General features: G+C 64.3%; 25 protein-coding genes. 18 read left to right on the top strand and 7 right to left on the bottom strand.

Features of this window, described 5'->3' with window-relative positions:
* Window positions 1-5: 5 nt before the first annotated feature.
* The 6 genes from XI05_RS14950 (at window position 6) to XI05_RS14925 (ending at window position 6126) form a co-directional block, all read left to right on the top strand.
* Window positions 6-956 carry an ABC transporter permease gene (locus XI05_RS14950; RefSeq protein WP_271502757.1) on the top strand — a complete coding sequence of 317 codons (951 nt, stop codon included), beginning with the start codon at window positions 6-8 and terminating at the stop codon, window positions 954-956.
* Complete coding sequence (locus tag XI05_RS14945; protein ID WP_271502754.1) at window positions 943-1815, top strand: ABC transporter permease; 873 nt, start codon at window positions 943-945, stop codon at window positions 1813-1815. The genes XI05_RS14950 and XI05_RS14945 overlap by 14 nt, the downstream gene beginning before the upstream one ends.
* Window positions 1812-2804 carry an ABC transporter ATP-binding protein gene (locus XI05_RS14940; RefSeq protein ID WP_271502751.1) on the top strand — a complete coding sequence of 331 codons (993 nt, stop codon included), beginning with the start codon at window positions 1812-1814 and terminating at the stop codon, window positions 2802-2804. Before XI05_RS14945 ends, XI05_RS14940 begins: the two co-directional genes overlap by 4 nt.
* Entirely contained in the window at window positions 2801-3772 is a 972-nt protein-coding gene (locus XI05_RS14935) for an ABC transporter ATP-binding protein (RefSeq protein ID WP_271502749.1), read from the top strand. The genes XI05_RS14940 and XI05_RS14935 overlap by 4 nt, the downstream gene beginning before the upstream one ends.
* 75 nt (window positions 3773-3847) lie before the next feature.
* Complete coding sequence (locus tag XI05_RS14930; protein WP_271502746.1) at window positions 3848-4915, top strand: alcohol dehydrogenase; 1068 nt, start codon at window positions 3848-3850, stop codon at window positions 4913-4915.
* A 131-nt stretch (window positions 4916-5046) separates the two neighbouring features.
* On the top strand, window positions 5047-6126 hold the full coding sequence (locus tag XI05_RS14925; RefSeq protein WP_271502743.1) for an isocitrate/isopropylmalate dehydrogenase family protein: 1080 nt from the start codon (window positions 5047-5049) through the stop codon (window positions 6124-6126).
* Window positions 6127-6167: 41 nt separating this feature from the next.
* Here the strand turns inward: XI05_RS14925 and XI05_RS14920 are convergent, their stop codons facing one another.
* From XI05_RS14920 to XI05_RS14905, 4 genes are all read right to left on the bottom strand, one after another.
* The gene (locus tag XI05_RS14920) at window positions 6168-6449 is read right to left on the bottom strand and encodes a hypothetical protein (RefSeq protein ID WP_271502740.1); all 282 of its coding nucleotides are present in this window, start codon (window positions 6447-6449) and stop codon (window positions 6168-6170) included.
* A 105-nt stretch (window positions 6450-6554) separates the two neighbouring features.
* Complete coding sequence (locus tag XI05_RS14915; RefSeq protein ID WP_271502737.1) at window positions 6555-7376, bottom strand: enoyl-CoA hydratase; 822 nt, start codon at window positions 7374-7376, stop codon at window positions 6555-6557.
* A gap of 298 nt (window positions 7377-7674) precedes the next feature.
* Window positions 7675-8046, bottom strand: a complete 372-nt coding sequence (locus XI05_RS14910) for a helix-turn-helix domain-containing protein (RefSeq protein ID WP_020608151.1) — start codon at window positions 8044-8046, stop codon at window positions 7675-7677.
* Between the two features lie 29 nt (window positions 8047-8075).
* Complete coding sequence (locus XI05_RS14905; protein WP_271502735.1) at window positions 8076-9125, bottom strand: LysR family transcriptional regulator; 1050 nt, start codon at window positions 9123-9125, stop codon at window positions 8076-8078.
* A 121-nt stretch (window positions 9126-9246) separates the two neighbouring features.
* Here XI05_RS14905 and XI05_RS14900 point away from each other — a divergent pair, with 121 nt between their 5' ends.
* The 5 genes from XI05_RS14900 (at window position 9247) to XI05_RS14880 (ending at window position 13026) form a co-directional block, all read left to right on the top strand.
* Complete coding sequence (locus XI05_RS14900; RefSeq protein WP_271502732.1) at window positions 9247-9579, top strand: hypothetical protein; 333 nt, start codon at window positions 9247-9249, stop codon at window positions 9577-9579.
* A gap of 40 nt (window positions 9580-9619) precedes the next feature.
* On the top strand, window positions 9620-9886 hold the full coding sequence (locus XI05_RS14895) for a hypothetical protein (protein ID WP_025034806.1): 267 nt from the start codon (window positions 9620-9622) through the stop codon (window positions 9884-9886).
* A gap of 205 nt (window positions 9887-10091) precedes the next feature.
* On the top strand, window positions 10092-10823 hold the full coding sequence (locus tag XI05_RS14890) for a cytochrome c biogenesis CcdA family protein (RefSeq protein ID WP_271502729.1): 732 nt from the start codon (window positions 10092-10094) through the stop codon (window positions 10821-10823).
* Between the two features lie 144 nt (window positions 10824-10967).
* Complete coding sequence (locus tag XI05_RS14885; RefSeq protein WP_036025895.1) at window positions 10968-11240, top strand: hypothetical protein; 273 nt, start codon at window positions 10968-10970, stop codon at window positions 11238-11240.
* 253 nt (window positions 11241-11493) lie between these two features.
* Window positions 11494-13026 carry a peroxidase family protein gene (locus XI05_RS14880; RefSeq protein WP_271502726.1) on the top strand — a complete coding sequence of 511 codons (1533 nt, stop codon included), beginning with the start codon at window positions 11494-11496 and terminating at the stop codon, window positions 13024-13026.
* A 106-nt stretch (window positions 13027-13132) separates the two neighbouring features.
* On the opposite strand, the gene XI05_RS14875 is transcribed toward XI05_RS14880, so the two are convergent.
* The gene (locus XI05_RS14875) at window positions 13133-13477 is read right to left on the bottom strand and encodes a DUF1236 domain-containing protein (RefSeq protein WP_212254776.1); all 345 of its coding nucleotides are present in this window, start codon (window positions 13475-13477) and stop codon (window positions 13133-13135) included.
* Window positions 13478-13616: 139 nt separating this feature from the next.
* Between XI05_RS14875 and XI05_RS14870 the strand changes: the two genes are divergently transcribed.
* The 4 genes from XI05_RS14870 to XI05_RS14855 all read left to right on the top strand — a co-directional run bounded on the left by XI05_RS14870 (window position 13617) and on the right by XI05_RS14855 (window position 17110).
* Window positions 13617-13850 (top strand): hypothetical protein, encoded by a 234-nt coding sequence (locus XI05_RS14870; protein ID WP_172783947.1) that lies wholly within the window; start codon window positions 13617-13619, stop codon window positions 13848-13850.
* 347 nt (window positions 13851-14197) lie between these two features.
* Window positions 14198-15196, top strand: a complete 999-nt coding sequence (locus XI05_RS14865) for a TRAP transporter substrate-binding protein (RefSeq protein WP_271502718.1) — start codon at window positions 14198-14200, stop codon at window positions 15194-15196.
* Window positions 15197-15278: 82 nt separating this feature from the next.
* Window positions 15279-15794, top strand: a complete 516-nt coding sequence (locus tag XI05_RS14860) for a TRAP transporter small permease (RefSeq protein WP_212254778.1) — start codon at window positions 15279-15281, stop codon at window positions 15792-15794.
* Window positions 15791-17110, top strand: a complete 1320-nt coding sequence (locus tag XI05_RS14855) for a TRAP transporter large permease (RefSeq protein ID WP_212254779.1) — start codon at window positions 15791-15793, stop codon at window positions 17108-17110. The genes XI05_RS14860 and XI05_RS14855 overlap by 4 nt, the downstream gene beginning before the upstream one ends.
* A gap of 53 nt (window positions 17111-17163) precedes the next feature.
* On the opposite strand, the gene XI05_RS14850 is transcribed toward XI05_RS14855, so the two are convergent.
* Window positions 17164-18438 (bottom strand): serine hydrolase domain-containing protein, encoded by a 1275-nt coding sequence (locus tag XI05_RS14850; protein WP_271502715.1) that lies wholly within the window; start codon window positions 18436-18438, stop codon window positions 17164-17166.
* 153 nt (window positions 18439-18591) lie between these two features.
* Here XI05_RS14850 and XI05_RS14845 point away from each other — a divergent pair, with 153 nt between their 5' ends.
* On the top strand, window positions 18592-19509 hold the full coding sequence (locus tag XI05_RS14845; RefSeq protein ID WP_271502712.1) for a dioxygenase family protein: 918 nt from the start codon (window positions 18592-18594) through the stop codon (window positions 19507-19509).
* A gap of 27 nt (window positions 19510-19536) precedes the next feature.
* Here the strand turns inward: XI05_RS14845 and XI05_RS14840 are convergent, their stop codons facing one another.
* Window positions 19537-20430, bottom strand: a complete 894-nt coding sequence (locus XI05_RS14840) for a LysR family transcriptional regulator (RefSeq protein ID WP_271502709.1) — start codon at window positions 20428-20430, stop codon at window positions 19537-19539.
* A 102-nt stretch (window positions 20431-20532) separates the two neighbouring features.
* Between XI05_RS14840 and XI05_RS14835 the strand changes: the two genes are divergently transcribed.
* Both XI05_RS14835 and XI05_RS14830 read left to right on the top strand, forming a co-directional pair.
* Window positions 20533-21402, top strand: a complete 870-nt coding sequence (locus XI05_RS14835) for an SDR family oxidoreductase (protein ID WP_271502706.1) — start codon at window positions 20533-20535, stop codon at window positions 21400-21402.
* A gap of 39 nt (window positions 21403-21441) precedes the next feature.
* Window positions 21442-21915: an SRPBCC family protein gene (locus XI05_RS14830; protein ID WP_271502704.1), complete on the top strand. Its 474-nt coding sequence runs from the start codon at window positions 21442-21444 to the stop codon at window positions 21913-21915.
* Window positions 21916-21962 lie beyond the last annotated feature (47 nt).

Genomic DNA, 21962 nt, shown 5'->3' with positions numbered 1-21962 from the left:
GCGCAATGCTGAACTTCGTCGTTCGCCGGCTGCTCGGCATGCTGCCGGTGCTGCTCGCCGTCTCGTTGCTCACGTTCCTGATCGCCTCGCTGCTGCCGGGCGATCTCGCGCTCGTCATCCTCGGCGACCAGGCAACGCCGGAAAATGTCGCGGCGCTGCGCCGTGACATGGGGCTCGATCAGCCGTTGTGGTGGCGTTACCTGAGCTGGCTTGGCCATTTGCTGCAGGGCGATCTCGGCCGCTCGTTCCGCACCGGGCAGACGGTGCTGCAGGCGGTCGCCGAGCGCATCCCGGTCTCGCTGCAGCTGATGCTGATGGCCGAGTTCATCGGGCTCCTGATCGGCGTTCCCGTCGCGATCGCCTGTGCCGCGCGCGCCGGCGGCGCGTTCGACCGCTTCATGACCGGCAGCGCGTTCGCGATGCTGTCAATGCCGTCGTTCCTGACCGCGATCCTGCTGATCTATCTGTTTGCGGTCGAGCTGCGCTGGCTGCCGGCGACCGGCTATGTGCCGTTCACCGAGGCACCGCTGGCCAATTTGCGCTTCTTCGTGCTGCCGGCGCTGACATTGGCGCTGGCGGAATGGCCGGGGATCATGCGGGTGCTGCGCTCCGACATGATCGCGACCCTGCAGGAGGATTATATCGCGCTCGCGAAAGCAAAGGGCCTCACGCCATCGCGCATCCTGTTCGTGCATGCGCTCAAGCCTTCGTCGCTGACTTTGGTGACGGTGACGGGCATCAATATCGGCCGCCTGCTCGGCGGCACGCTGATCGTGGAATCGATCTTCGCGCTGCCCGGTATCGGCCGGCTGCTGGTCGGGGCGATCTACACCCGCGACCTCGTCATCCTCCAGGGCGTGGTGCTGCTGGTCGCCTGCGGCTTCGTCATCGTCAACTTCATCGTCGACATGCTCTACGCCGTGCTCGATCCGAGGATCCGCCATGGCCACGCTTGAGCTGTCGATCCAGGACGAGGAGGTGGCTGCGCCGGTCGGCCGCAAGCGCAAGCTCGGCCCGTTGTTCTGGATCGCAAGCGCCTGGCTTACGATCATCCTTTCGCTCGCGATCCTGGCGCCGGTGCTGCCGCTGCAGAACCCTGTCGACATGGACATGCTGGAACGGCGCGCCGGCTTCTCCGGCGAGCATTGGCTCGGCACTGACGGGCTCGGCCGCGACGAGCTCGCCCGGCTGATCTTTGGCGCGCGGGTGTCGCTGGCGGTCGGGCTGATCGCGCCCATGATCGGCTTCGTCGTCGGCGGCGCGCTCGGCCTGCTGGCCGGTTATTTCCGTGGCCGGTTCGAGACGTTGGTGGTCGGCAGCATGGACGTCCTGCTCGCCTTTCCGCCGCTGATCTTCGCGCTCGCGGTGGTCGCCTATCTCGGGCAGTCGGTCCCCAACCTGACAATGGTCCTTGGCGTGCTCGGCATTCCCGCCTTCATGCGCGTGGCGCGCGCGGCGACGCTGACACTGGCGCGGCGCGAGTTCGTGATCGCGGCCGAGGCGCTCGGCGCCAGCCATGCGCGCATCCTCCTGCGCGAGCTGCTGCCGAACGTCATCCTGCCGCTGCTCGCCTTCTTCCTGCTCGGCGTCGCCGTCACCATCGTGGTCGAGGGCGCGCTGTCCTTTCTCGGCCTCGGCGTGCCGCCGCCGATGGCGAGCTGGGGCAGCATGATCGGCGAGGGACGCGACAGCCTCGACGTCGCGCCGCGCCTCGCCTTCCTGCCGGCGGCCGGACTGTTCCTCACCGTGCTGGCCTTCAACCTCGTCGGCGACACCTTGCGGGCCCTCACCGACCCACGTCAGGGGGCACTGTGAGCGCGCCGCTCTTGACCATCGAGGATGTCGCGGTCGAGCTGCCGACCCCGCGCGGAAATTTGCGTGCCGTCGATCACGTCGACCTTTCGCTGCAGGCCGGCCGCACGCTCGGGATCGTCGGCGAATCCGGCTGCGGCAAGACCATGCTCTCGCGCGCCGTGCTGCAGCTGCTGCCGAAGAAGGCGAAGCTGACGGGCCGGGTGATGTTCGACGGACAGGATCTGGTGCGGCTCGAGCCTGAAAGCCTGCGGCGCTTGCGCGGACGCGATCTCGCGGTCGTGTTCCAGGACCCCATGACCTCGCTCAACCCGGTGCTCACCATCGGCACGCAGCTGATGGAGACGATCCAGGAGCACCTCGAGCTCGACGCCCCCGCCGCGAAGGCGCGCAGCATCGAGCTGCTCGCCGCCGTCGGCATTCCCGCGCCGGAGCAGCGGCTCGCGCAATATCCGCATCAATGCTCCGGCGGCATGCGCCAGCGCATCGCGATTGCGATCGCACTGTCCTGCGAGCCGAAGCTCCTGATCGCGGACGAGCCGACCACCGCGCTCGACGTCACCATCCAGGCGCAGATCCTCGATCTGCTCGCGCGCGAGCAGCGCCGCCGCCACATGGCGATGATCATCATCACCCACGATCTCGGCGTCGTCGCCGGCCGCGCCGACGAGGTCGCGGTGATGTATGCGGGCCGGGTGGTGGAGCGCGCGCCGACGCAAGCCTTGTTCAAGCGCATGCACATGCCCTACACCGAGGCGCTGCTGGCGGCGATCCCAAAGCTGGATGCCGCGCCGCATACGCCGCTGCCGGCGATCTCGGGCCGTCCCCCCGATCCGACGCGGCCGCTGAAGGGCTGCTCCTTCGCGCCGCGCTGCAATTATGCCACCGGGCGCTGTCATGAGGCCAAACCGGTCCTGACGAGTGCTGAGATGCCGGGGCATGTCTATGCCTGCTTCCACCCGATCCGGATGACGGAGGGGATCGAGGCATGATGCAGCTTGCTGTGCGCCCCGCGCCGCTTCTGAACGTCGACAATCTCGTCGTCGAATATGGCCTCGGCAACAAGATTGTTCATGCCGTCTCCGGTGTCAGCCTCGAGGTCGCGCGCGGCGAGACGCTGGGACTGGTCGGCGAATCCGGCTGCGGCAAGTCGACGCTCGGTCGCGCGGTGCTGCAACTGCGCCGCGCCAAGTCCGGCCGCGTGATGTTCGACGGCGCGGACCTCACCGCGATGGACGGCGATGCGCTGCGCAGGATGCGCCGCCGCGTGCAGCTGATCTTTCAGGACCCGATCGCCTCGCTCAACCCGCGCCGGCGCATCGGCGACATCGTCGCCGAGCCGCTGATCATCGCTGGCGTCAAGGATGCCGCCGAGCGCAAACGGCGCGTTCACGAGGTGCTCTCCGCGGTCGGGCTCGACCCCGATCTCGTGGCGAACCGCCTGCCGCACGAATTCTCCGGCGGCCAGTGCCAGCGTATCTGTATCGCGCGGTCGCTGGTGCTCAACCCTGAATTCATCGTCTGCGACGAGCCGGTCTCGGCCCTCGACGCCTCCATTCGCGCGCAGATCCTCAACCTGCTGGAGGAGATGAAGGCGCGCTTCGGCCTGACGCTGCTGTTCATCGCCCATGACCTCGCGGTGGTCAAAGCGGTCAGCGATCGCGTCGCGGTGATGTATCTCGGCCGGCTCTGCGAGGTCGGCCCTTCCGAGCAGTTGTTCGCGCGGCCTGCGCATCCCTACACCGCGCTGCTGTTGCAGGCGATCCCGGTGCCGGATCCGGACGTGCGTTCCGCCGAAAGTGTGGCGGCCGGCGAGCCGCCGTCGCCGATTGCGCCGCCATCCGGCTGCCGCTTCCGCACCCGCTGCCCGCGGGCCGACCAGCGTTGCAGCGCGGAGATACCGGAGTTGCGCGAACTCGCTCCCGGCCAGTTCGCGGCTTGCCACCATCCGCTGGCTTGAACTAAGACCGGTTTGTCTCGCCGCGCCGACCGTGGCATGGTAGCGCGACAACAAGAAGCATGCCGGAGGACGCCGATGAAGAGTTTCAAGGTTGCCGATTTCAAGGCGCCGCTGCAGGAGTTCGACGAGGCGACGCCGCAGCCCGCGGGCACGCAGGTGCTGATCAAGGTGAAGGCCGCCGGTGTCTGCCACAGCGACCTCCACATCTGGGAAGGCGGCTACGATCTCGGCCATGGCCGCAAGCCGCTCTCGTTGAAGGACCGCGGCATCAACCTGCCGCTGACCATGGGCCACGAGACCGTCGGCGAGGTCCTCGCCTTCGGCCCGGACGTGAAGCCGACCGACCAGGGCGACCTGAAGGTCGGCGATGTCGGCCTAGTCTATCCCTGGATCGGCTGCGGCAAATGTGCCACGTGCCTCGCCGGTGACGAGAACATGTGCCTGACGCCGCGCTCGCTCGGGGTCTATTGCGACGGCGGCTATTCCGATCACATGCTGGTGCCGCATCCGCGCTACCTGCTCAATCTGAAGGGCCTCGATCCCGCGACGACCGCGCCCTATGCCTGCTCCGGCGTCACCACCTACAGCGCGCTGAAGAAGGTCGAGCAGCATTTCGACACGCCGATCGTGATGTTCGGCGCCGGCGGTCTCGGCCTGATGGCGCTGTCGCTGCTGAAAGCGATGGGCGGCAAGGGCGCGATCATGGTCGATATCGACGCCCGGAAGCGCGAGGCCGCGGAGAAGGCCGGTGCGCTCTCAACCGTCGATCCCAAGGCGCCGGATGCGCTGGAGCAGCTTGCCAAGAAGGCCGGCGGGCCGATCCGCGCCGTGATCGACCTCGTCGGCAACTCCGCTACGACGCAGCTCGGCTTCGATTGCCTGACCAAAGGCGGCAAGCTCGTCATCGTCGGCCTGTTCGGCGGCGGTGCGACCTGGGCGCTGCCGCTGATTCCGATCAAGGCGGTGACGATCCAGGGCAGTTATGTCGGAAACCTGCGCGAAACGCAGGAGCTGCTCGACCTCGTGCGGTCCAAGAGGGTGCCGCCGATCCCGGTGACGCGGCAACCGCTCGCCAAGGCCAACGACGCGCTGCTGCAATTGCAGCAGGGTGCGGTGGTCGGGCGTACGGTGCTGACGCCATAACCAACGCTCTCTCCGTCGTCATTGCGAGGAGCGAAGCGACGAAGCAATCCAGGCTGCCTCCGCGGAAAGATTCTGGATTGCTTCGCTTCGCTCGCAATGACGACTTGGCCAACTCCTTCCTCGAGGCTTCCATGTCCGCAAACAACGCCTTCCACATTGCCGTGCTCGCCGGTGACGGCATTGGTCCGGAGGTCATGGCGCCGGCGCTCGAGGTGCTGCGCAAGGTCGGCGAAAAATCCGGCTTCGGCTTCCGCTTCTCCGAGGCTCCGGCCGGCGCCAACCATTATCTCGCGACCGGCAAGTCGATGCCGGATAGCACCATCAAGCTCTGCGAGGAGGCTGACGCGATCCTGCTGGGCGCCTGCGGCCTGCCATCGGTGCGCTACCCCGACAATACCGAGATCGCGCCGCAGATCGAGCTGCGTTTCATCTTCGATCTCTATGCCGGCGTGCGTCCGGCGCGGCTCATTCCGGGCGTGCCGAGCCCGATCGTCGGCGCGGACCAGCGCGGCATCGATCTCGTCGTGATCCGGGAGTCCACCGAAGGACTGTTCGCCTCGATGGGCAAGGGCGTCGTCACCCATGAGGACGCGCGCGAGACCATGGTGATCACGCGCAAAACCTCCGAGCGCCTGTTCGAGTTCTCGTTCCGCCTCGCCGAGCGGCGCAAGGCGCGCGGCAAGCCCGGTGCGCTCACCTGCGTCGACAAGGCGAACGTGTTCAAGGCCTTTGCGTTCTTCCGCGGCATCTTCGACGAGATCGAGAAGAAGCATCCCGAGGTGAAGACCGACCGGCTCTATGTCGATGCCTGCTCGGCGATGCTGGTCAAGCGTCCCTGGGATTTCGACGTGATGGTGATGGAGAACATGTTCGGCGACATCGTCTCCGACATCACCGCGAGCCTGATCGGCGGCCTCGGCATGGCGCCGTCGGCCGACATCGGCGACAAGTACGCGGTGTTCCAGCCCTGCCACGGCACGGCGCCTGACATCATGGGGCAGGGCAAGGCCAATCCCACCGGCATGATCCTGTCCGCTGCGATGATGCTGGATTGGCTCGCCGACAAGCACGGCGTCGAGAGCGCCGCGGAGGCCGGCGAGACGATCGAGCGTGCGGTGGACCAGGTCTATGCCGGCGGCATCAAGCCAATGGAATTCGGCGGCAGCAACGGCACGGCTGATATCACGAAGGCGGTACTTGCGGCGCTGTAGTCGACGCGCGCGCGAAAGCGGTCCTCGGGGCCCTACGTCATTTACCAACGACGCCAGTGGCGGTGGCCGTAATAGCCATATGGCCGTGACCCGTAGAAACGGCGTGGGCCGTAATAGCCATAGGCACCGTAATAGTTTGGTCGCCACCAGCAGCGGCCCCAAGCGTTGCAGACCATGCGGACCTGATCGATATTCGCAGCCGGACCGCTTGCGATCTTGTCGGCCTGCGGGATGCCGTTCGGCATTGCCGCAAGCGCCGGTCCCGACGCGAGCGACACACCACCCACCGCAGCCAGCGCAAGAAAAGCAATTCTGAGTTTCATCGCAATCTCCCTCGTTGGTGGCGGGAGAACTTGCGGGAGATCAACTGGTTGCTATGGCGACTGGGCCGCGCGCGGAATTTAATCTTCCTGAATGTCGGTTCAGCTTCAGCGGCCCTGAAACTGCGGCTTGCGCTTTGCCATGAAGGCCTGGCGGCCTTCCCGGAAATCATCCGAGTCCATGCAGGCATTGCCGATCGCCTTGATCGCGTCGATGTCGCGTGCGCTCTCGTCTTTCAAGACCTGCGCGATGGTGATCTTGGCCGCCTTGATCGCGAGCGGAGCATTCTGCGCGATCGTCTCGGCAATCGCCATGGTCTCGCCCCAGAGCTCGCCTTGCGGGAACACGCGCTCGACGAGGCCGATGCGCAGCGCCTCGGCGGCATCGATGCGCATGCCCGTGTACATCAGGAGCCGCGCCCAGGACGGGCCAACCAGCGATACCAGGTGCTTCAAGCCGTCATAGCCATAGGCGATGCCAAGCCGGGCCGCGGGAATGCCGAACTGGCTGTCCTGCGAGGCGAGGCGGATGTCGGCGAGCATCGCGACCTGCATGCCGCCGCCGAGGCAATAACCGTCGATGCAGGCGATGGTCGGCTTGGGATAGTCGGCGAGGAGGGCGCGCTGGGCGGCGCTGCGCTTGGCGTATTGCTCGGACGCCGCCGCGTTGTGCCTGACCTTCTCGAACTGGCTGATGTCGGCGCCCGAGACGAACGCCTTGCCGCCGGCGCCGCGCAGGATCACGACGCGCACCTTGTCGTCGTCGCGCAAGGCGGTCAGCGCCTCGCCAAATCCCTCCCACATCTCCAGCGACATCGCGTTGCGCTTGTCGGGATTGTTGAAGGTGATCACGCCGACGCCGTCGGCCGTGTGCGTGAGCATCTTGCCGTCGGCGTAGGGTTTTTCGGTCATGCTGAAAGTGTCTGGCATCGCGCGCTCGCTGCTCGGTGGCGAGGCGCAATGTGCGGCGCAGGCGGCGCCGCGGTCAACCGGCGCGGAAGAGCAGAGCCTGCATCCGGCCGTGCTGCGATTGCATGGCGCACGACATTCGACGGGGGCGGAAACTTCGAAGAAAGATTGCCAAGAAAAAGGGGCGGCCAAGGCGCCCCGAGACAGGCCGCGCGCAGTTGCGCGCAGACATCTTTCGGCCGATCTCGTGCAATCCGGCCGCGTCCCCGTGACGCGGCGGATTGAACGTCGGCCGTGAAGGCCGGACCGTCGATCGGCCTCAGCTCTCGTTCGCCGCGATCGATTCCATCAGCGAGACGAGCTGACGCTGCACCGTCTGATCCTTGATCTTGCTGTAGGCGCGCAGCAGGCGGAGGCTGAAGGCCGAGTCGAGGAAGAGCAGGCTCTCGACTTCGCGGGCCTTGTTGTCACCGTCGTAGAAGAAGGTCACGGGCACATCGAGGGCGGAGGCGATCTGCTGAAGCCGGGCCGCACCGACGCGATTGACGCCCTTCTCGTATTTCTGCACCTGCTGGAAGCTGACGCCGAGCTTCTCACCGAGCTCGGCCTGCGAGATCTTCATCTCGACGCGCCGCAGACGAATCCGCTTGCCAAGCTCGATGTCCGGCTTGCCCGCGCTGCGCTGCTTCATTCTTTTCGCCGCTGCTTTCATCTCTGTTTTCACCTTTGTTCTTCGGTTGAAAATCCCCCGAAGAGCTGGGTCAGGGGTTCGCCCATATACGAGTCCTTGAATTCATGCGGGTGCACGAACTCTTCCTTAAACCACGGGAAGCGGGCCGGATTGAAAGCCTCGATCAGCCAGTCAATCATGTGTCGTACGCGCGGGATCCGGCCGCTACCGGGGTGGTAGGACAGCCAGATATCCAGCGGTCGGTTCAGCTCGACCTCCAGTGGAATCAACTTCCCGCCAAGCGCGATGGCGTAGCTCGGGAAGACGCCGATGCCGGCGCCATTCGCGACCGCCCAGTAATTGGCGCTCGAGACGTTGGTCTTCATGACCAGAAGGTCACGTTCGGACACGCCCGGGAAGAAGCTCTCGAAAGATTCCTTGGCGGCGAGCTGGTCGGCGAATTGCAGCACCAGACGATGCTTGATCAATTCCGCCGCCGAGCGCGGCGCGCCATGCTTTTCGATGTATTTCTCGGAGGCCCAGAACATCAGATGCATGCGGCCGAGCCGCACCAGCTTGATGTCGAGCGCCGAGGGACGGGACAGATGGATGGCGACGTCGGCCTCGTGGCGCGAGACGTCGGCCGAGCGCATCGCGCAATGCAGGTCGACCAGGATCTTCGGATAGGCCTGCTGGAATTCGACCAGGCGCGGGGCCAGCCAGAATGTGCCGAGCCCCTCGGTGACGGCGACGCGGACCTCGCCGGACAGGGCGTTGGCCATAGAATCGCTGGCGCGCAGCACGTCGAAGGTGGCCGCCTCCATGCGCTCGACGGCGGACACCACCAGGGCGCCCTCATCGGTCAGATGGGTGCCGTGGACGTCGCGGGTGAATAACGTGGTGCCGGTCTGGCGTTCGAAATCATCGATCCGGCGCCGCACGGCGTTGATCGACAGCGACAGGCGCTCCGCCGCCGAGCGAAAACTTCCGCTTCGGACGACTTCCAAAAATATGCGGGCGGTGTCCCAATCCGAGAGGCCGCTGAGATTTGTCTTTGGGCGTTCCGCCAGCGGAACGCCCCTTTCCGCCAAGGAGTGCATACAATTTCCTTTGGAAAGCTAAACTGGCAGAATCTGGAGCAAACCACAACCACGACGGGTTGGGGAACGACGAGTTTTGAACGTCATCCTTACTACCTGAGGGCGGTATTTGGATGCTGCCATGAGTTGGGATTCGGGCGAGACTATCGGCTCGACTGAGGGGTATGGCGTGAGTTCCGTTGCGAGCCGCAAAATGGCTGCGGGATTGCCGGCGCTGTCCGCAATGAATGGTTTTGCGCGCCAGTCCATGCTGTCGCCCCTCATGGATCGATTCATGGATCGATCGCACCGCCTCAAGCGTTTGCTCCCCCAGCATTTCGGCGATCGCCAATGGTGCCGCATGGCGATCGCGGCCGGAAGCACGGTTCCACAGCAGAAACACACTGAAATCAGGTTCGAAGGCGCAGTCGCCTCGTGCTATCTTTTGTTTTCCATGGGGCCGAAGGGGGCGTGAGCGATACGTCTCGCAGGCCGAATTAACGGAAAGAACGCCGGTGTCGCATTCAGACGAACAGTTGCAGTCGGTGCTGGAAACGCTCGAGGAGTGCCGCAGGGTTCTCAATGCGTGCAACAGCCGTGAGTCGGCCGAGATGCTGTCCATCGTCATCCTCGATGTCAGGATGAAACTGAAAGGAATCGACAGTGCCGATCTCAAGGCGCTGTGCGACGAAATGCTGCGGAGCGCTGCGAGCGAGCCGCCGCCCCCTTCCAAGCAGACGCAGGACCAGCCCCGGCGTCCGCTGCTCCGCGTGGTGAAGTAGCCGCGCCGCCGAATCCCGCTTTTGGCGAGGTTTGTGCGCGTCCCGATGCCGCATCTGTGATCACGGAGGGCATCGGGAGGAGCCTTGGTTCTGTGCGCCTCTGTTGCGCATTCTCCGGCATCGGCTACACCAGAGCCGGTTCGGCTCCGGGCCGGGCGCGTTCCCTGCGCGCCGTACCGGGGCCTGAGATGGCTCCGACTGCATCATGCAAAATGTTTCGATCCCGGCGGCGCTGATTGCCGGCCTCGTCAGCTTCCTCTCGCCTTGCGTCCTGCCTCTGGTTCCGCCCTATCTGATCTACCTCACGGGCGCCACGATCGAGCATGTCGAGAGCGACGAGCCGGCCGCGGTCTCCAAGCGCGCGATCATGATGTCGGCGCTCCTGTTCGTGCTCGGCTTCTCCACCGTCTTCGTGGCGCTCGGCGCCAGCGCTTCGCTGATCGGCGGGCTGATCCGGGCCTGGTCGGCGGAGCTGTCGATCCTCGCCGGTATCGTCATCATCGTCATGGGCCTGCACTTCCTCGGCCTGACGCGCATCGGCCTTCTGATGCGCGAGGGGCGGCTGCCGATCCCCAAACCGGTCGGCCTGTGGGGCGCCTATATCATGGGTCTCGCATTCGCCTTCGGCTGGACGCCCTGCATCGGCCCGATCCTCGCCGCGATCCTCTCGATCGCCGCGGCGGAAGCCACGGTGACGAAGGGCGCCGGCCTGCTCGCGGTCTATTCCGCGGGCCTCGGCATTCCGTTCCTGATCGCCGCGCTGATGATCGAGCAGTTCTCCGCGCTGTTCGCGCGCATGAAGGGCCACCTCGTCAATGTCGAGCGCGCCATGGGCGCTTTGATGGTGATCACCGGCATCGGCTTTCTCACGGGCGCGGTCTCGAATGTGAGCATCTGGCTGCTGGAGACGTTTCCGGCGCTGCAGACGATCGGTTAGGGCGCGAGGGGACCGGGTTTTCACGGACGAAAAAGTAGAGGAACCGTTGGAACCCGTCAGGCATGCTGTCAGGGAACGACGTTTCCAAACCTTTCCGGTCCCGAGACGTTTGCATCGGGGACAAACTCGCATGGTGGAGATCACGTGACCAAGACATTGCGCTTAGAACCCTTGTCGGACAACGCGGCTTTGGTTGCCTGGCAATTTTTGGGGCAACCGTTGCAGGAGTGGCCGAGCTGGGTTCAGTCGAATTGCTCGCTGCAGAAGGATGCCGACGGAAAATTCGAGCTTCGGCACGAGCGGCGCAGCGGCACTCAGATCGTCTATCTCGGCGAATGGCTGGTGAGAGATCTCGATGGCGGCGTGGACTTCTACACCGACGCTGAGATCTGGTCGCGGTTCGCTGCCAAACGCTGAAGCCCGATTGGGCCGGCGGTCGATCGCGCCTTAGTCTTTCCTGCTCGAGCTGCGGGCGATCAAAAGCCTGTGTCGTCGGTGGGGCAAAAAGCCTCGCGGTAGGACACATCCATAGAATGCAATCTGTGGTAATGTTTCGTCGTACTACACCCTGAGGGGCAATTCTTCTGAACGTATACTGAAACGAGAATTTTAAACCAATCGGCATCTTCGGCGCCCCTCTCCCCTACAGCATTTTGAGCAGGAGCAAGCGATGGGAACCGACGTGAATGTTCATCCCGGTCATGGCAAGGCCGGACGTCAACCGACGCGACAATTTCTGGATACGCTTTCCGGACACGACGATCCGGGCATGTTTGGCAGGATGTTTCCGACCCTGGAGCCGCTGGCTGTCGACGACGGTCCGCTGCATGAGCTCGCCGACGCGATGAAGGATCCCGCCCCCGGCGACGCCGCCGGAAACAATCCCAATGTCCCGGCGGGTTTCACCTATCTCGGGCAATTCGTCGATCATGATATCACGCTGGATCTGACCTCCTTCGGCGAGAAGGAAGCCGATCCGACGGCGGTCACGAATTTTCGCACGCCCGCGCTCGATCTCGACAGCATCTATGGTCTCGGTCCCGACGGAAGCCGTCATCTGTACGCGCGCAATTCGGCGACCGACACCGGCAAGACACCGGGCCCCAAGCTGCTGATCGGCAAGACCGTCAACGTCGATGCCATCACGGGCGATCATCGCAACGACCTGCCGCGCAATCCCGAGGGGTTTGCCCTGATCGGCGATCACCGCAACGACGAGAACCTGCTCGTCGCGCAAACCCATCTTGCGATGCTGAAGTTTCACAACAAGGTCTGCGATCAGCTCGCAGCGTCCGGCAAGCCGGCGGGCGAGATCTTCGAGGAAGCGCGCCGGATCGTGACCTGGCACTACCAATGGATGGTCCTGCACGATTTCGTGGAGCGGATCACCGAGAAGGGGATCGTCGCGAAGATTCTCGAGCAGGGGCGGCGTTTCTACCGCTTCAAGAAGACACCCTACATGCCCGTCGAGTTTTCAGCCGCCGTCTACCGTCTCGGCCACAGCATGGTGCGCCAGGTCTATAGCCACAACCGGATCTTCACGCCCGGCGGCCTCACTCCGGCAACCCTGGATCTGCTGTTCAGGTTCACCGGGCTGTCGGGCGGCATCATCGGCGATCTGGCGCCAAACCCGATTCAGCTTCCGGTGCTTTCGAGCAACTGGATCATCGACTGGCGGCGCTTCTATCAGGTGCTGCCGAACAATCCTGCCGGCGTGACGTTCAATCCGTCGCGCAAGATCGACCCGTTCGTGGTGCCGCAACTCCACACCTTGCCCGGCGACGGCGGCAGCCTGCCGTTCCGCAATCTCAAGCGCGGCGTGCTGTTGGGCCTGCCCTCCGGGCAGGACGTCGCCAAGGCCATGAAGATCAAGAACCCGCTGACGCCGGCCGAAATCTCCAAGGGGACCGACGGCGCGGTGGCGAAGAAGCACGGCCTGCACGAGCACACCCCGCTCTGGTACTACATCCTCAAGGAGGCGGAGCAGCGGGGCGGCGGTGAAAGGCTCGGGCCGGTCGGCGCGACCCTGCTCGCCGAGGTCTTCGTCGGCCTCGTCCATGGCGACCACCAGTCGTATCTCTGGCTCAAGGGCAAGAACTGGAAGCCGACGCTGCCCTCGCAGGTGCCGGGCGAGTTCACGATGGCCGATCTGCTGCGTTTCGTCGGGGACATCAGCCCGATCGACGGCATCTCGACGGTCTAGACCATGATCCGGAAAACCGCGCGACGCGGTTTTCCGGACAGATCGACGTCACGCGATCAACTCGGGGAGGGCGGCCGCCGCCGAGATGGCCGCTCTCCCGTCCAGATCAGTCGATTTCCTGCACGACGGTGCGTGAGCCGGGATCGACCAGCATCACGCGCTCTCCCGAATAGACGTAGCGATACTTCGTCAGCGACGGGCCCCAATCGGACGGAACCGCCTCGAGCTCGACGTCGCTCGGCACCGTCGCGCCGACGATGATCTTCTCCTTCGTCGTGACCGGGCGGATGCGATGTTCGGTGACGTAGGATTTGATCTTGGTCCTGTATTGCGGCTCGATCTGAACCGCGGCCGCGTGGCCGGTTCCCGTGGTGGTCACCACGGTGGATTGCGCAAAAGCGCCGGTCGAGATCAACGCTGCCGCGGCGGACAGCAAAAACAGCTTCTTCATCCTGGTTCTCCTCTGAGGTGAATAGCGCCGCACCAACATCTCATCGCGGGTGGCGTTCCCTGCGAAAAGGAACAAATTGCCTGTTTTTCCCGTTCCGGAATCAGCAGGCAACGAGCCCTGCGAACTGGAGGAGGAGAACATGAAGTTGAGAATAGCGTCCGCAGCACTGATGGTTGCTGCGCTGTCCCTGCCGGCGTTCGCGGCCGACGAGTTCTACGTCGTCCAGGACGTCAAGACCAAGAAGTGCACCATCGTCGACAAGAAGCCGACGGACACGTCCATGACCGTCGTCAGCCCCTCGGGCACGATCTACAAGACGCGCACTGAGGCTGAGAGCGGCATGAAGACGGTCAAGGTCTGCACGTCCAACTAAGGAGGAGCGTGATGCCAGTGTTGATTCTGTGGGCCGTGCCGGCGATCATCGTGATCGGCGGCGGCATCTATCTGATCGGTCATTTGCATTAGGCTTCGAGGAGCCGCGCGGTCCTATTGCGTGCAGCGCACAGGTCCGCACGGCTGCCTTCTGAGCGCGCCGGCCGGAGCGTCCGTTGCAGTGCAGCAGGTCGTGCCGGAACAGCGCCGCGACGATGAGGGCCGGCAACGTACGCGAAATCACTTCCGTCCCGTCGAGGTTTTTCATACGCTTGCCTCTCACAAGCCGCATAACGGCTGCGCTCACGGCCCGGCGACAGGGCTGGAGCATCAAAGGGAGGGGAGACGATGAAGCGAAGGTCATTTCTCGCTGGGATCGGCGCAACCACTGCGGCAGCTGCCATTGGCATGCCGTCGATCCTGAGGGCGCAAGCTCCGATCACGCTGAACGGTGCCGTGCAGTTCAATGACGATCATGCCTTCAACCGGGCCCTGCTGCGGTTCGAGGAGCTGGTGAAGAAATATTACGGCAAGCCCGTCAACTTCACCCTGCACAGGAACTCCTCGCTCGGCCTCGAGAAGCAGTATTTCGAGTACATGTCGCAGGGCAAGGCGGTCGATTACGGCATCGTCTCGCCGGCCCACATGTCGACCTTCGCCAAGGCGGCCCCGTTCATCGATGCGCCCTTCGTGTTCAAGGGCATCGAGCACATGAACAAGGTGGTCGAAGCCAACATCCTGGCACCGATCGCCGACGAGGTCGCGGCCAAGGCCGAAGTCGTTCTGATCGGCTATGCCGGCGGCGGCATCCGCAACATCTTCGCCAACAAGCCGCTCAAGAACCTCGCCGATCTCAAAGGCCTCAAGGTCCGTGTGCAGGGCGCGCCGATCTGGTCGAAGACCTTCGCGGCCGTCGGCATGAGCCCAACCGTGATCGCCTATAACGAGATCTACAACGCGATCCAGAACGGCGTCATTTCGGCCGGCGAGAACGAGGCGGCCGGCGTCGAGGCGATGAAGTTCTACGAAGTGGCCCCGCATCTCAACCTGACACAGCACGCCGTGTCGATCCGGCCGATCTGCTTCTCGGTGAAGACGCTGAAGACCCTGCCCAAGGATCTGCAGGACGCGATCATGAAGGCGGGCAAGGAGGCCGGCGATTACGGCCGCCAGCTCGAGTCCAGCGAGGAGGTCGTCAAGCTCGACACGCTGGAGAAGGCCGGCAAGCTCAAGCGCGTTCCGTTCGAGGAGCGCGACGCCATGAAGAAGCTCGCCGACCCCGTCATGGCCACCTACGCCAAGGAGATCGGCGCGGAAGGCATTTTCGACAAGATCAACGTCGTCTGAGGCCGCCCCGTCCGCCGACAGCATGCCGGGCAGGCCCCGCTTCCTGCCCGGACGTGGCGGATGAGCGCCGTACGGAGCTCCAATGTCCGAAATGCACCTCCCGTCCACGCCGTCGCTGTGGCGTCGCGTCACCGCGGCCTATGCGAAATTGCTGGAATTCCTGCTCGCCGCCTGCGTCGGCATCCTCGTCATCCCCGTCACCTTGCAAATCGTCTCGCGCTACACGCCGTTCATTCCCTCCTACATCTGGACCGAGGAGATGGCGCGCTTCCTGTTCGTCTGGACGATCATGATTGGCGCCATGGTGGGCATCCGCGAGGCGCAGCATTTCGAGGTCGACGTGTGGCCGGATTTGTCGCGGCGCTCGGAGGCCGCGGTGCGGATCATCGCGCGGCTCGGCGTGCTGGCACTGGCCCTCGTGTTCGTGTTGGCCGGAATCGAATTCACACGCTTCGCCTGGAACAGAACGTCGGAGCTGGCCGATTTGCCGCTCTGGCTGATCCACGTCGCCTGGCCGGTGGCCGGCGTGACGTGGATCGTGTTTGCGGGCGAACAGATCATTGATGAAATGCGCATTCTGGTCGGGGCACAGAAATGAGCGGCACTGTACTTTCTGCCGGACAGGCCGCGATGGTGCTGTTCGGGGTCTTCATCGGCCTGCTCATCGTGCGCGTGCCGGTCGCCTTCGCGCTCGGCCTGGCCTGCGTGCCGATCCTTCTGATCGAGCCGCGCCTGTCGCTGATGATGCTCGCGCAGGAAACCTTCAACGCCTACAATTCGTTCATCCTGCTCGCGGTGCCGTTCTTCCTCCTGACGGCGAACCTGATGAGCATCGGCGGCATCACCGACCGCCTGGTGGAGCTGTCGCGCTCGATGGTCGGGCATTGGCCGGGATCGCTGGCGCAGATCAACGTCGTGCTGTCGGTGTTCTTTGCGGGCATCTCGGGCTCGTCCACCGCGGATGCGGCGAGCCAGTCCAAGATCTTCATCGATGCGCAGAGCAAGGAGGGCTACGACCTTTCGTTCTCCATCGCTATCACGGCGGTATCGGCGGTGCTTGCCGTCATCATCCCGCCGTCGATCCTGATGATCGTCTGGGGCGGGCTGATCTCGACCTCGATCGCGGCGATGTATCTGGCCGGCATCGTGCCGGGCCTTTTGATCGCGGGCGCGCAGATGGCGACTGTGCACGTCTACGCGGTACGCCGCGGCTATCCGACATATCCGAAGTCGACCTGGGTCGAGATGCGATGCGCCATCTGGCGGTCGATACCGGCGCTGATGACGCCGTTCATCATCGTCGGCGGCATTCTGCTCGGCTGGTTCACCGCGACCGAATCCGCCTGCGTCGCGGTGCTCTATTCCGTAGCGCTCTCCGCATTCTTCTATCGCGAGACAGGCCTGCGCGAATTGTACAAGGCCTTGCTCGACACCGGCCGCCTTGCCGGCGTGGCGCTGTTCTGCGTGGGCACGGCGAGCGCGTTCGGCTGGTTGCTGGCCTACTACAAGATCCCGCAGGAACTTTTGGCGAATGTCTCGACCTGGGGCATGGGCACGGTCACGGCGGGCTTCTTCATCGCCTTTTGCTTTCTGGTGGTGGGCTGCTTCCTCGACGCCATCCCGGCGATCATCATCGTCGGGACCGTGCTGGAGCCGCTCGCCAAGTCGGTCGATCTCCATCCGGTTCAGTTCGCGATCATCTCCATCGTGTCGCTGGCCTTCGGGCTGGTGACGCCGCCCTATGGCCTCTGTCTGATGATCGCCTGCTCGATCGCCGGCGTGCGGCTGCGCTATGCCCTGAAGGACACGATGATCATGCTGATCCCGATGCTGCTCGTGCTGGCGGCGCTCATCGTCTGGCCCAGCGTCTCGCTGTTCCTGCCGCGCCTGATCGTGCCGGAGATGCTCAAATGAGCGCTTGATCGTGCGATCCCGCGGCCGGCAGCCGCGGGATCGGCCGTGATTGGTTACAGGTTGCTCTCGGTGATTGCGGCGTAGACCATGCTGCGCAGCTCGCGGCGGAGCGGGTAAGCGCTCGACGGCAGCACCTGGGTCATGAAGATCGTGATCAGCTCCTCGGCCGGATCGATCCAGAACGAGGTTGTGGCGGCGCCGCCCCAATTGTATTCGCCGGGGCTGCCGGCGATCAGCGTCTCGGCCGGGCGCATGGTGACGGCGAAGCCGAGACCGAAACCGATGCCGTTATAGGTCGCTTCCGAGAACAGCGAGCGCGAGACCTCCGGCAGCGCACGGCCACCCGGAATGTGGTTGGTCGTCATCAGCGCCAGCGTCTTCGGCCCGATCAGCCTGACGCCGCCGAGCTCGCCGCCATTGAGCAGCGCGCGGCAGAAGGTGAGATAGTCGGCGACCGTCGAGCACAGCCCGCCGCCGCCGGAGATGAACGAGGGCGGCGACAGGAACGAGCTCGTTGTCGGATCGTCCTGAAGTGTCAGCCCCTCGCGGCGCTGGCCGGCATGGAAGGTCATGCCGCCGCCCGGATCCGCCGAATAGCAGGCCGCGAAGCGATGCGCTTTCAAGGCGGGCACGTGGAAGTCGGTGTCGGTCATGCCGAGCGGATCGAGGATGCGCGATTTGAGGAATTGCTCGAACGGCATCCCCGAGATCTTTCCGACGAGATAGCCGATCACGTCGGTTGCGACGGAATAGTTCCAGGACTCGCCCGGCGAGAACTCCAGCGGGATCTTTGCCAGGCCCTCGATCATGCTCTGCAGCGTGCCGGATTTCTCGACCTCGCCGATCTTCTCGGTGCGATAGGCAGCATCGACGTTGGAGCGTTGCTGGAAGCCGTAGGTTAGTCCAGACGTGTGGCGCAAGAGGTCGACGATCAGCATCGGCCGGGATGGCGGCCGGGTCAGGAACGCCGGATAGGTGCCGGCGACGAACACGCCGAGATCCTTCCACTCCGGAATGTATTTGGCGACGGGCTCGTCGATCGCGACGAGGCCTTCCTCGACCAGCATCATGAAGGCGACGCTGGTGAGCGGCTTGGTCATGGAATAGATGCGATAGATCGTATCGTCCTTCACCGCCACCTTGCGCTCGACGTCGGCAAAGCCCTGCACCGAGCTGTGCGCGACCTTGCCGCGGCGGTAGACCAGAAGATGCGTGCCCGGGAAACGGCCGGCATCGATGTACCGGCGCTTGAGATGCGCATCGACGCGGTCGAGCGCAGCCTTGGACATGCCGACGGATTCGGGCGAGGCGGGGGTGGGGGCGAGCATCAGTTCCTCCGGGGCGTTTCTCGAGAACCGTGATAGCCAAATGGCGGGCCCATTCCAAGCCGGTCGCGCTTAACGCGGGGCTGCCGAGTGGTGTAGTGTCCGGTCGGGAACGCCCGACCGGGCCAACGATAAAAACGCGAGGGCAAACGCACCATGACCCAGTTCAACGAGACCGACCTCACCGAAGCCGTCGTCAAAAGCTTCGACCAGACCCCTGATACGCGCGCGAAATTCCTGCTGCAGGAATTGGTGAAGTCGCTGCACGATTACGTGAGCAAGACCGGTCTCACCTTCGAGGAATGGGAACACGCGATCGATTTCCTGACCCGGACGGGGCAGAAATGCACCGACACCCGCCAGGAATTCATCCTCTTGTCCGACGTGCTCGGCGTCTCCATGCTGGTCGATGCGGTCAATCACAGGGATCGCGACGGTGCCACGCAGACCACGGTGCTCGGTCCGTTCTATGTCGGCGAGCACAAGGTGACTGCGCATGGCACCGACATCTCGCCCAACAACCAGACCGGCGAGCGGATGTTCGTGCAGAGCCGCGTCACCGATTTGCAGGGCAAGCCGCTTGCGAACGTTCCCGTCGACGTCTGGCACGCCGATGATGACGGCTTCTACGATTCCCAGAAGCCGAACTATGACGAGGTCGGCGCCTCGGCACGCGCGCGCTTCATCACCGATGACGATGGGCGCTTCTTCTTCCGCACCATCCTGCCGTGCAGCTATCCGATCCCGACCGATGGTCCCGTCGGCGAGATGATCGTGCAGACCGGCCGCCACCCGATGCGCCCGGCCCACGTGCACTTCCTTGTCAATGCCAAGGGCTATGAGCCGCTGATCACCCACGTCTTCATGGACGGCGACGAATATCTCGATTCCGACGTGGTGTTCGGCGTGAAGGACGATCTCGTCGCCAAGGTCGAGCCGCGCAATGACCTCGCAATGCCCGACGGCACCAAGGCGAACGGGCGGTGGCATCTGATGACTTACGAATTCCACCTCAAGCCCGGCGGCGGCACGGCGCCGAAGCCGCTGGGGACGAAGGCGGCGGAGCCGGCGTGAGGGTCAGCAAATCGGCGCGCGCAGCGACTATCTTTCGACATAGGCGGCAAGCTCCTCGGGCGTGCCCTTTGGAAAGGCTTCCTTCAGGAAGTCGAGGAAGGCGGAAACACGTGCGCTCAGCAATCGCCGCGACGGGTAGAGCGCCCACAGCTGGATCTCAGAGGCGTCGATGTCACCCCAATGGCTCAACGTGCCAACGGATAGATCGGGACTGACGAGGGACAGGGGAAGGCATCCAGCACCGACGCCGGCTCTGACCGCGTCACGGACCATGATCAGGGATGCCAGGCTGAGCACTGGATCGACTGCAAAACGCAATCGACCAGCATGCCCCGTCACGTTCCAGGCGACACTCCGGTCACCCGTCCCGCGGACGACGGCGGGTACTGCGAGCTTGTCCTTTGGTCGTTTCAGGCGCGGGCTCGCCACGACCACCAGCCGGTCGCGCAGGAAGATGCGACCTACGAGGCTCTCATCCGGATCGGGACCGACTCGAATGACGAGGTCATAACCTTCCTCGACCATGTCGACGGCCCGGTCTTCCGTCGTTATTTCCAGGCGGACCTCCGGATATTTCAGGGCGAAGGCGGCAGCCAGCTTCCCCATGGCGATCTGAGAGAACAGCAAGGGTGCGCTGATGCGCAACTTGCCGCGCGGCCTGTCGCCTCCCGAAGCGATTGCTGCGGCGGTCTCGTCGAGCTCGGTCAGCAACGTCCCGGTCCGCTCGTAAAGTGCGCGTCCTTCCTGGGTGAGTTTCAAGGTGCGCGCGCCGCGTTCGAACAGGCGCAGGTTGAGCGCCGCTTCGAGCTCCGCGACCCGGCGGGACAAGGTAGCCTTCGGACGACCCGCGGCACGCGCGGCGCGTCCGAACCCGCCATGTCGGGCGACCAGATTGAAATCGGCGAGGGCGAGGAGATCCATGTGTTCCACCAGTGAGACGGTCTGTCCAAATATACCGTCTATCGGACCGATTGTGGATCACTAGTTTCGGGGTGTCTTCAAACCCAACCCGGAGTAACCCCCATGACCATCCTCGTTACCGGCGCCACCGGCACCGTTGGCCGCCACGTCGTCGAACAACTCGTCAAGCGCGGCGCCGACCTGCGCGCGCTCGTCCGCGATCCCGCGAAGGCGAACCTGCCTGCAGAGGTCACCGTCGTGCAGGGCGACCTCCCCGACGTCGACGCGCTGCGCGGCGCCTTCACGGGAGTCTCGACCCTGTTTCTGCTCAACGGAGTCGTCGCGGATGAATTCACCCAAGCGCTGGTTGCGCTCAACGTCGCCCGGGAGGCCGGCGTCGAGCGGGTCGTCTACCTGTCGGTGATCCACAGCGATCGCTACGTCAACGTGCCGCACTTTGCCGGCAAGTTCGGTGTCGAGCGCATGATCGAGCAGATGGGCTTCAACGCCACCATCCTGCGCCCGGCCTACTTCATGAACAACGATCTCACGATCAAGGACGTCGTGCTCGGTTATGGCATCTATCCGATGCCGATCGGCAGCAAGGGCCTCGCGATGATCGACGCACGCGACATCGGCGAGATCGCCGCGATCGAGCTCATTCGGCGCGAACGGGCTGCAACGCCGCTTCCGCTCGCACGCCTCAATCTCGTCGGTCCCGATGAGCTGACCGGCGCGAAGGCCGCCGCCATCTGGTCCGAGGTGCTGGGCCGCACGATCGTCTACCCGGGCGACGACACTGCTGGCTTCGAAAAGAATCTGAGGCAGTTCATGCCGAGCTGGATGGCCTTCGACATGCGCCTGATGAGCGAGCGCTTTCTCACGGAGGGGATGATACCCGATGCCGGCGACGTCGAGCGTCTGACCGAGATGCTGGGCCGCCCTTTGCGCTCCTACCGGGACTTCGTCTCCGAGATCACGGCCTCCGCCTGAGGGCAGCGGCATTCCCCGATCACGTCAAGGAATTGCATCATGATCTATTCGACCGCTACCGTTCCGGTGAATCCGCAAGGCGAGACGCCACTGAGCCGCGCGCAAGTCTGGCGCGGCCTGGTTCTCAAGGCACGCGATGCCCGCCTGTTCCTTCCGCCCGATCTCTGCACTCACTGCGAGGTCGTGGAGGAGAGCGCGACACACATCGTGCGCGAAGCCACGATCGCAGGCGACGATCTGCGCGAAATCGTCAGCTTTGAGCCTGAGCGCAAGGTGACCTTCTTTCAGGCCGCCGGTCCGCGCGAAGGCGCGATCATCAACGAGCTGTTCGAAGATGAAGCGGGAGCGCTGCAATTGCGGTTCTATTGCTACACCGGCCTGCGCGACAAGACACCGTTCGGGCCAGAGGAGCAGGCCGAGCAGGCGCAGTTCGACAGCGACAAGGGCTACAAGGCCGCTCTGCTGTCGACGCTGAAGCGGACCCGCGAACTGCTCGCGGAAGGCAAGCTCTGATCGTCACAACGACCATCAATCTGCGGGATCGCCTCTTCGGAGGCGTC

It is taken from the genome of Bradyrhizobium sp. CCBAU 11357 (genome assembly GCF_028128865.1).
In the GTDB taxonomy this organism is placed as follows: Bacteria; Pseudomonadota; Alphaproteobacteria; order Rhizobiales; family Xanthobacteraceae; genus Bradyrhizobium.
This window is presented reverse-complemented; position numbering and strand designations above follow the sequence as displayed.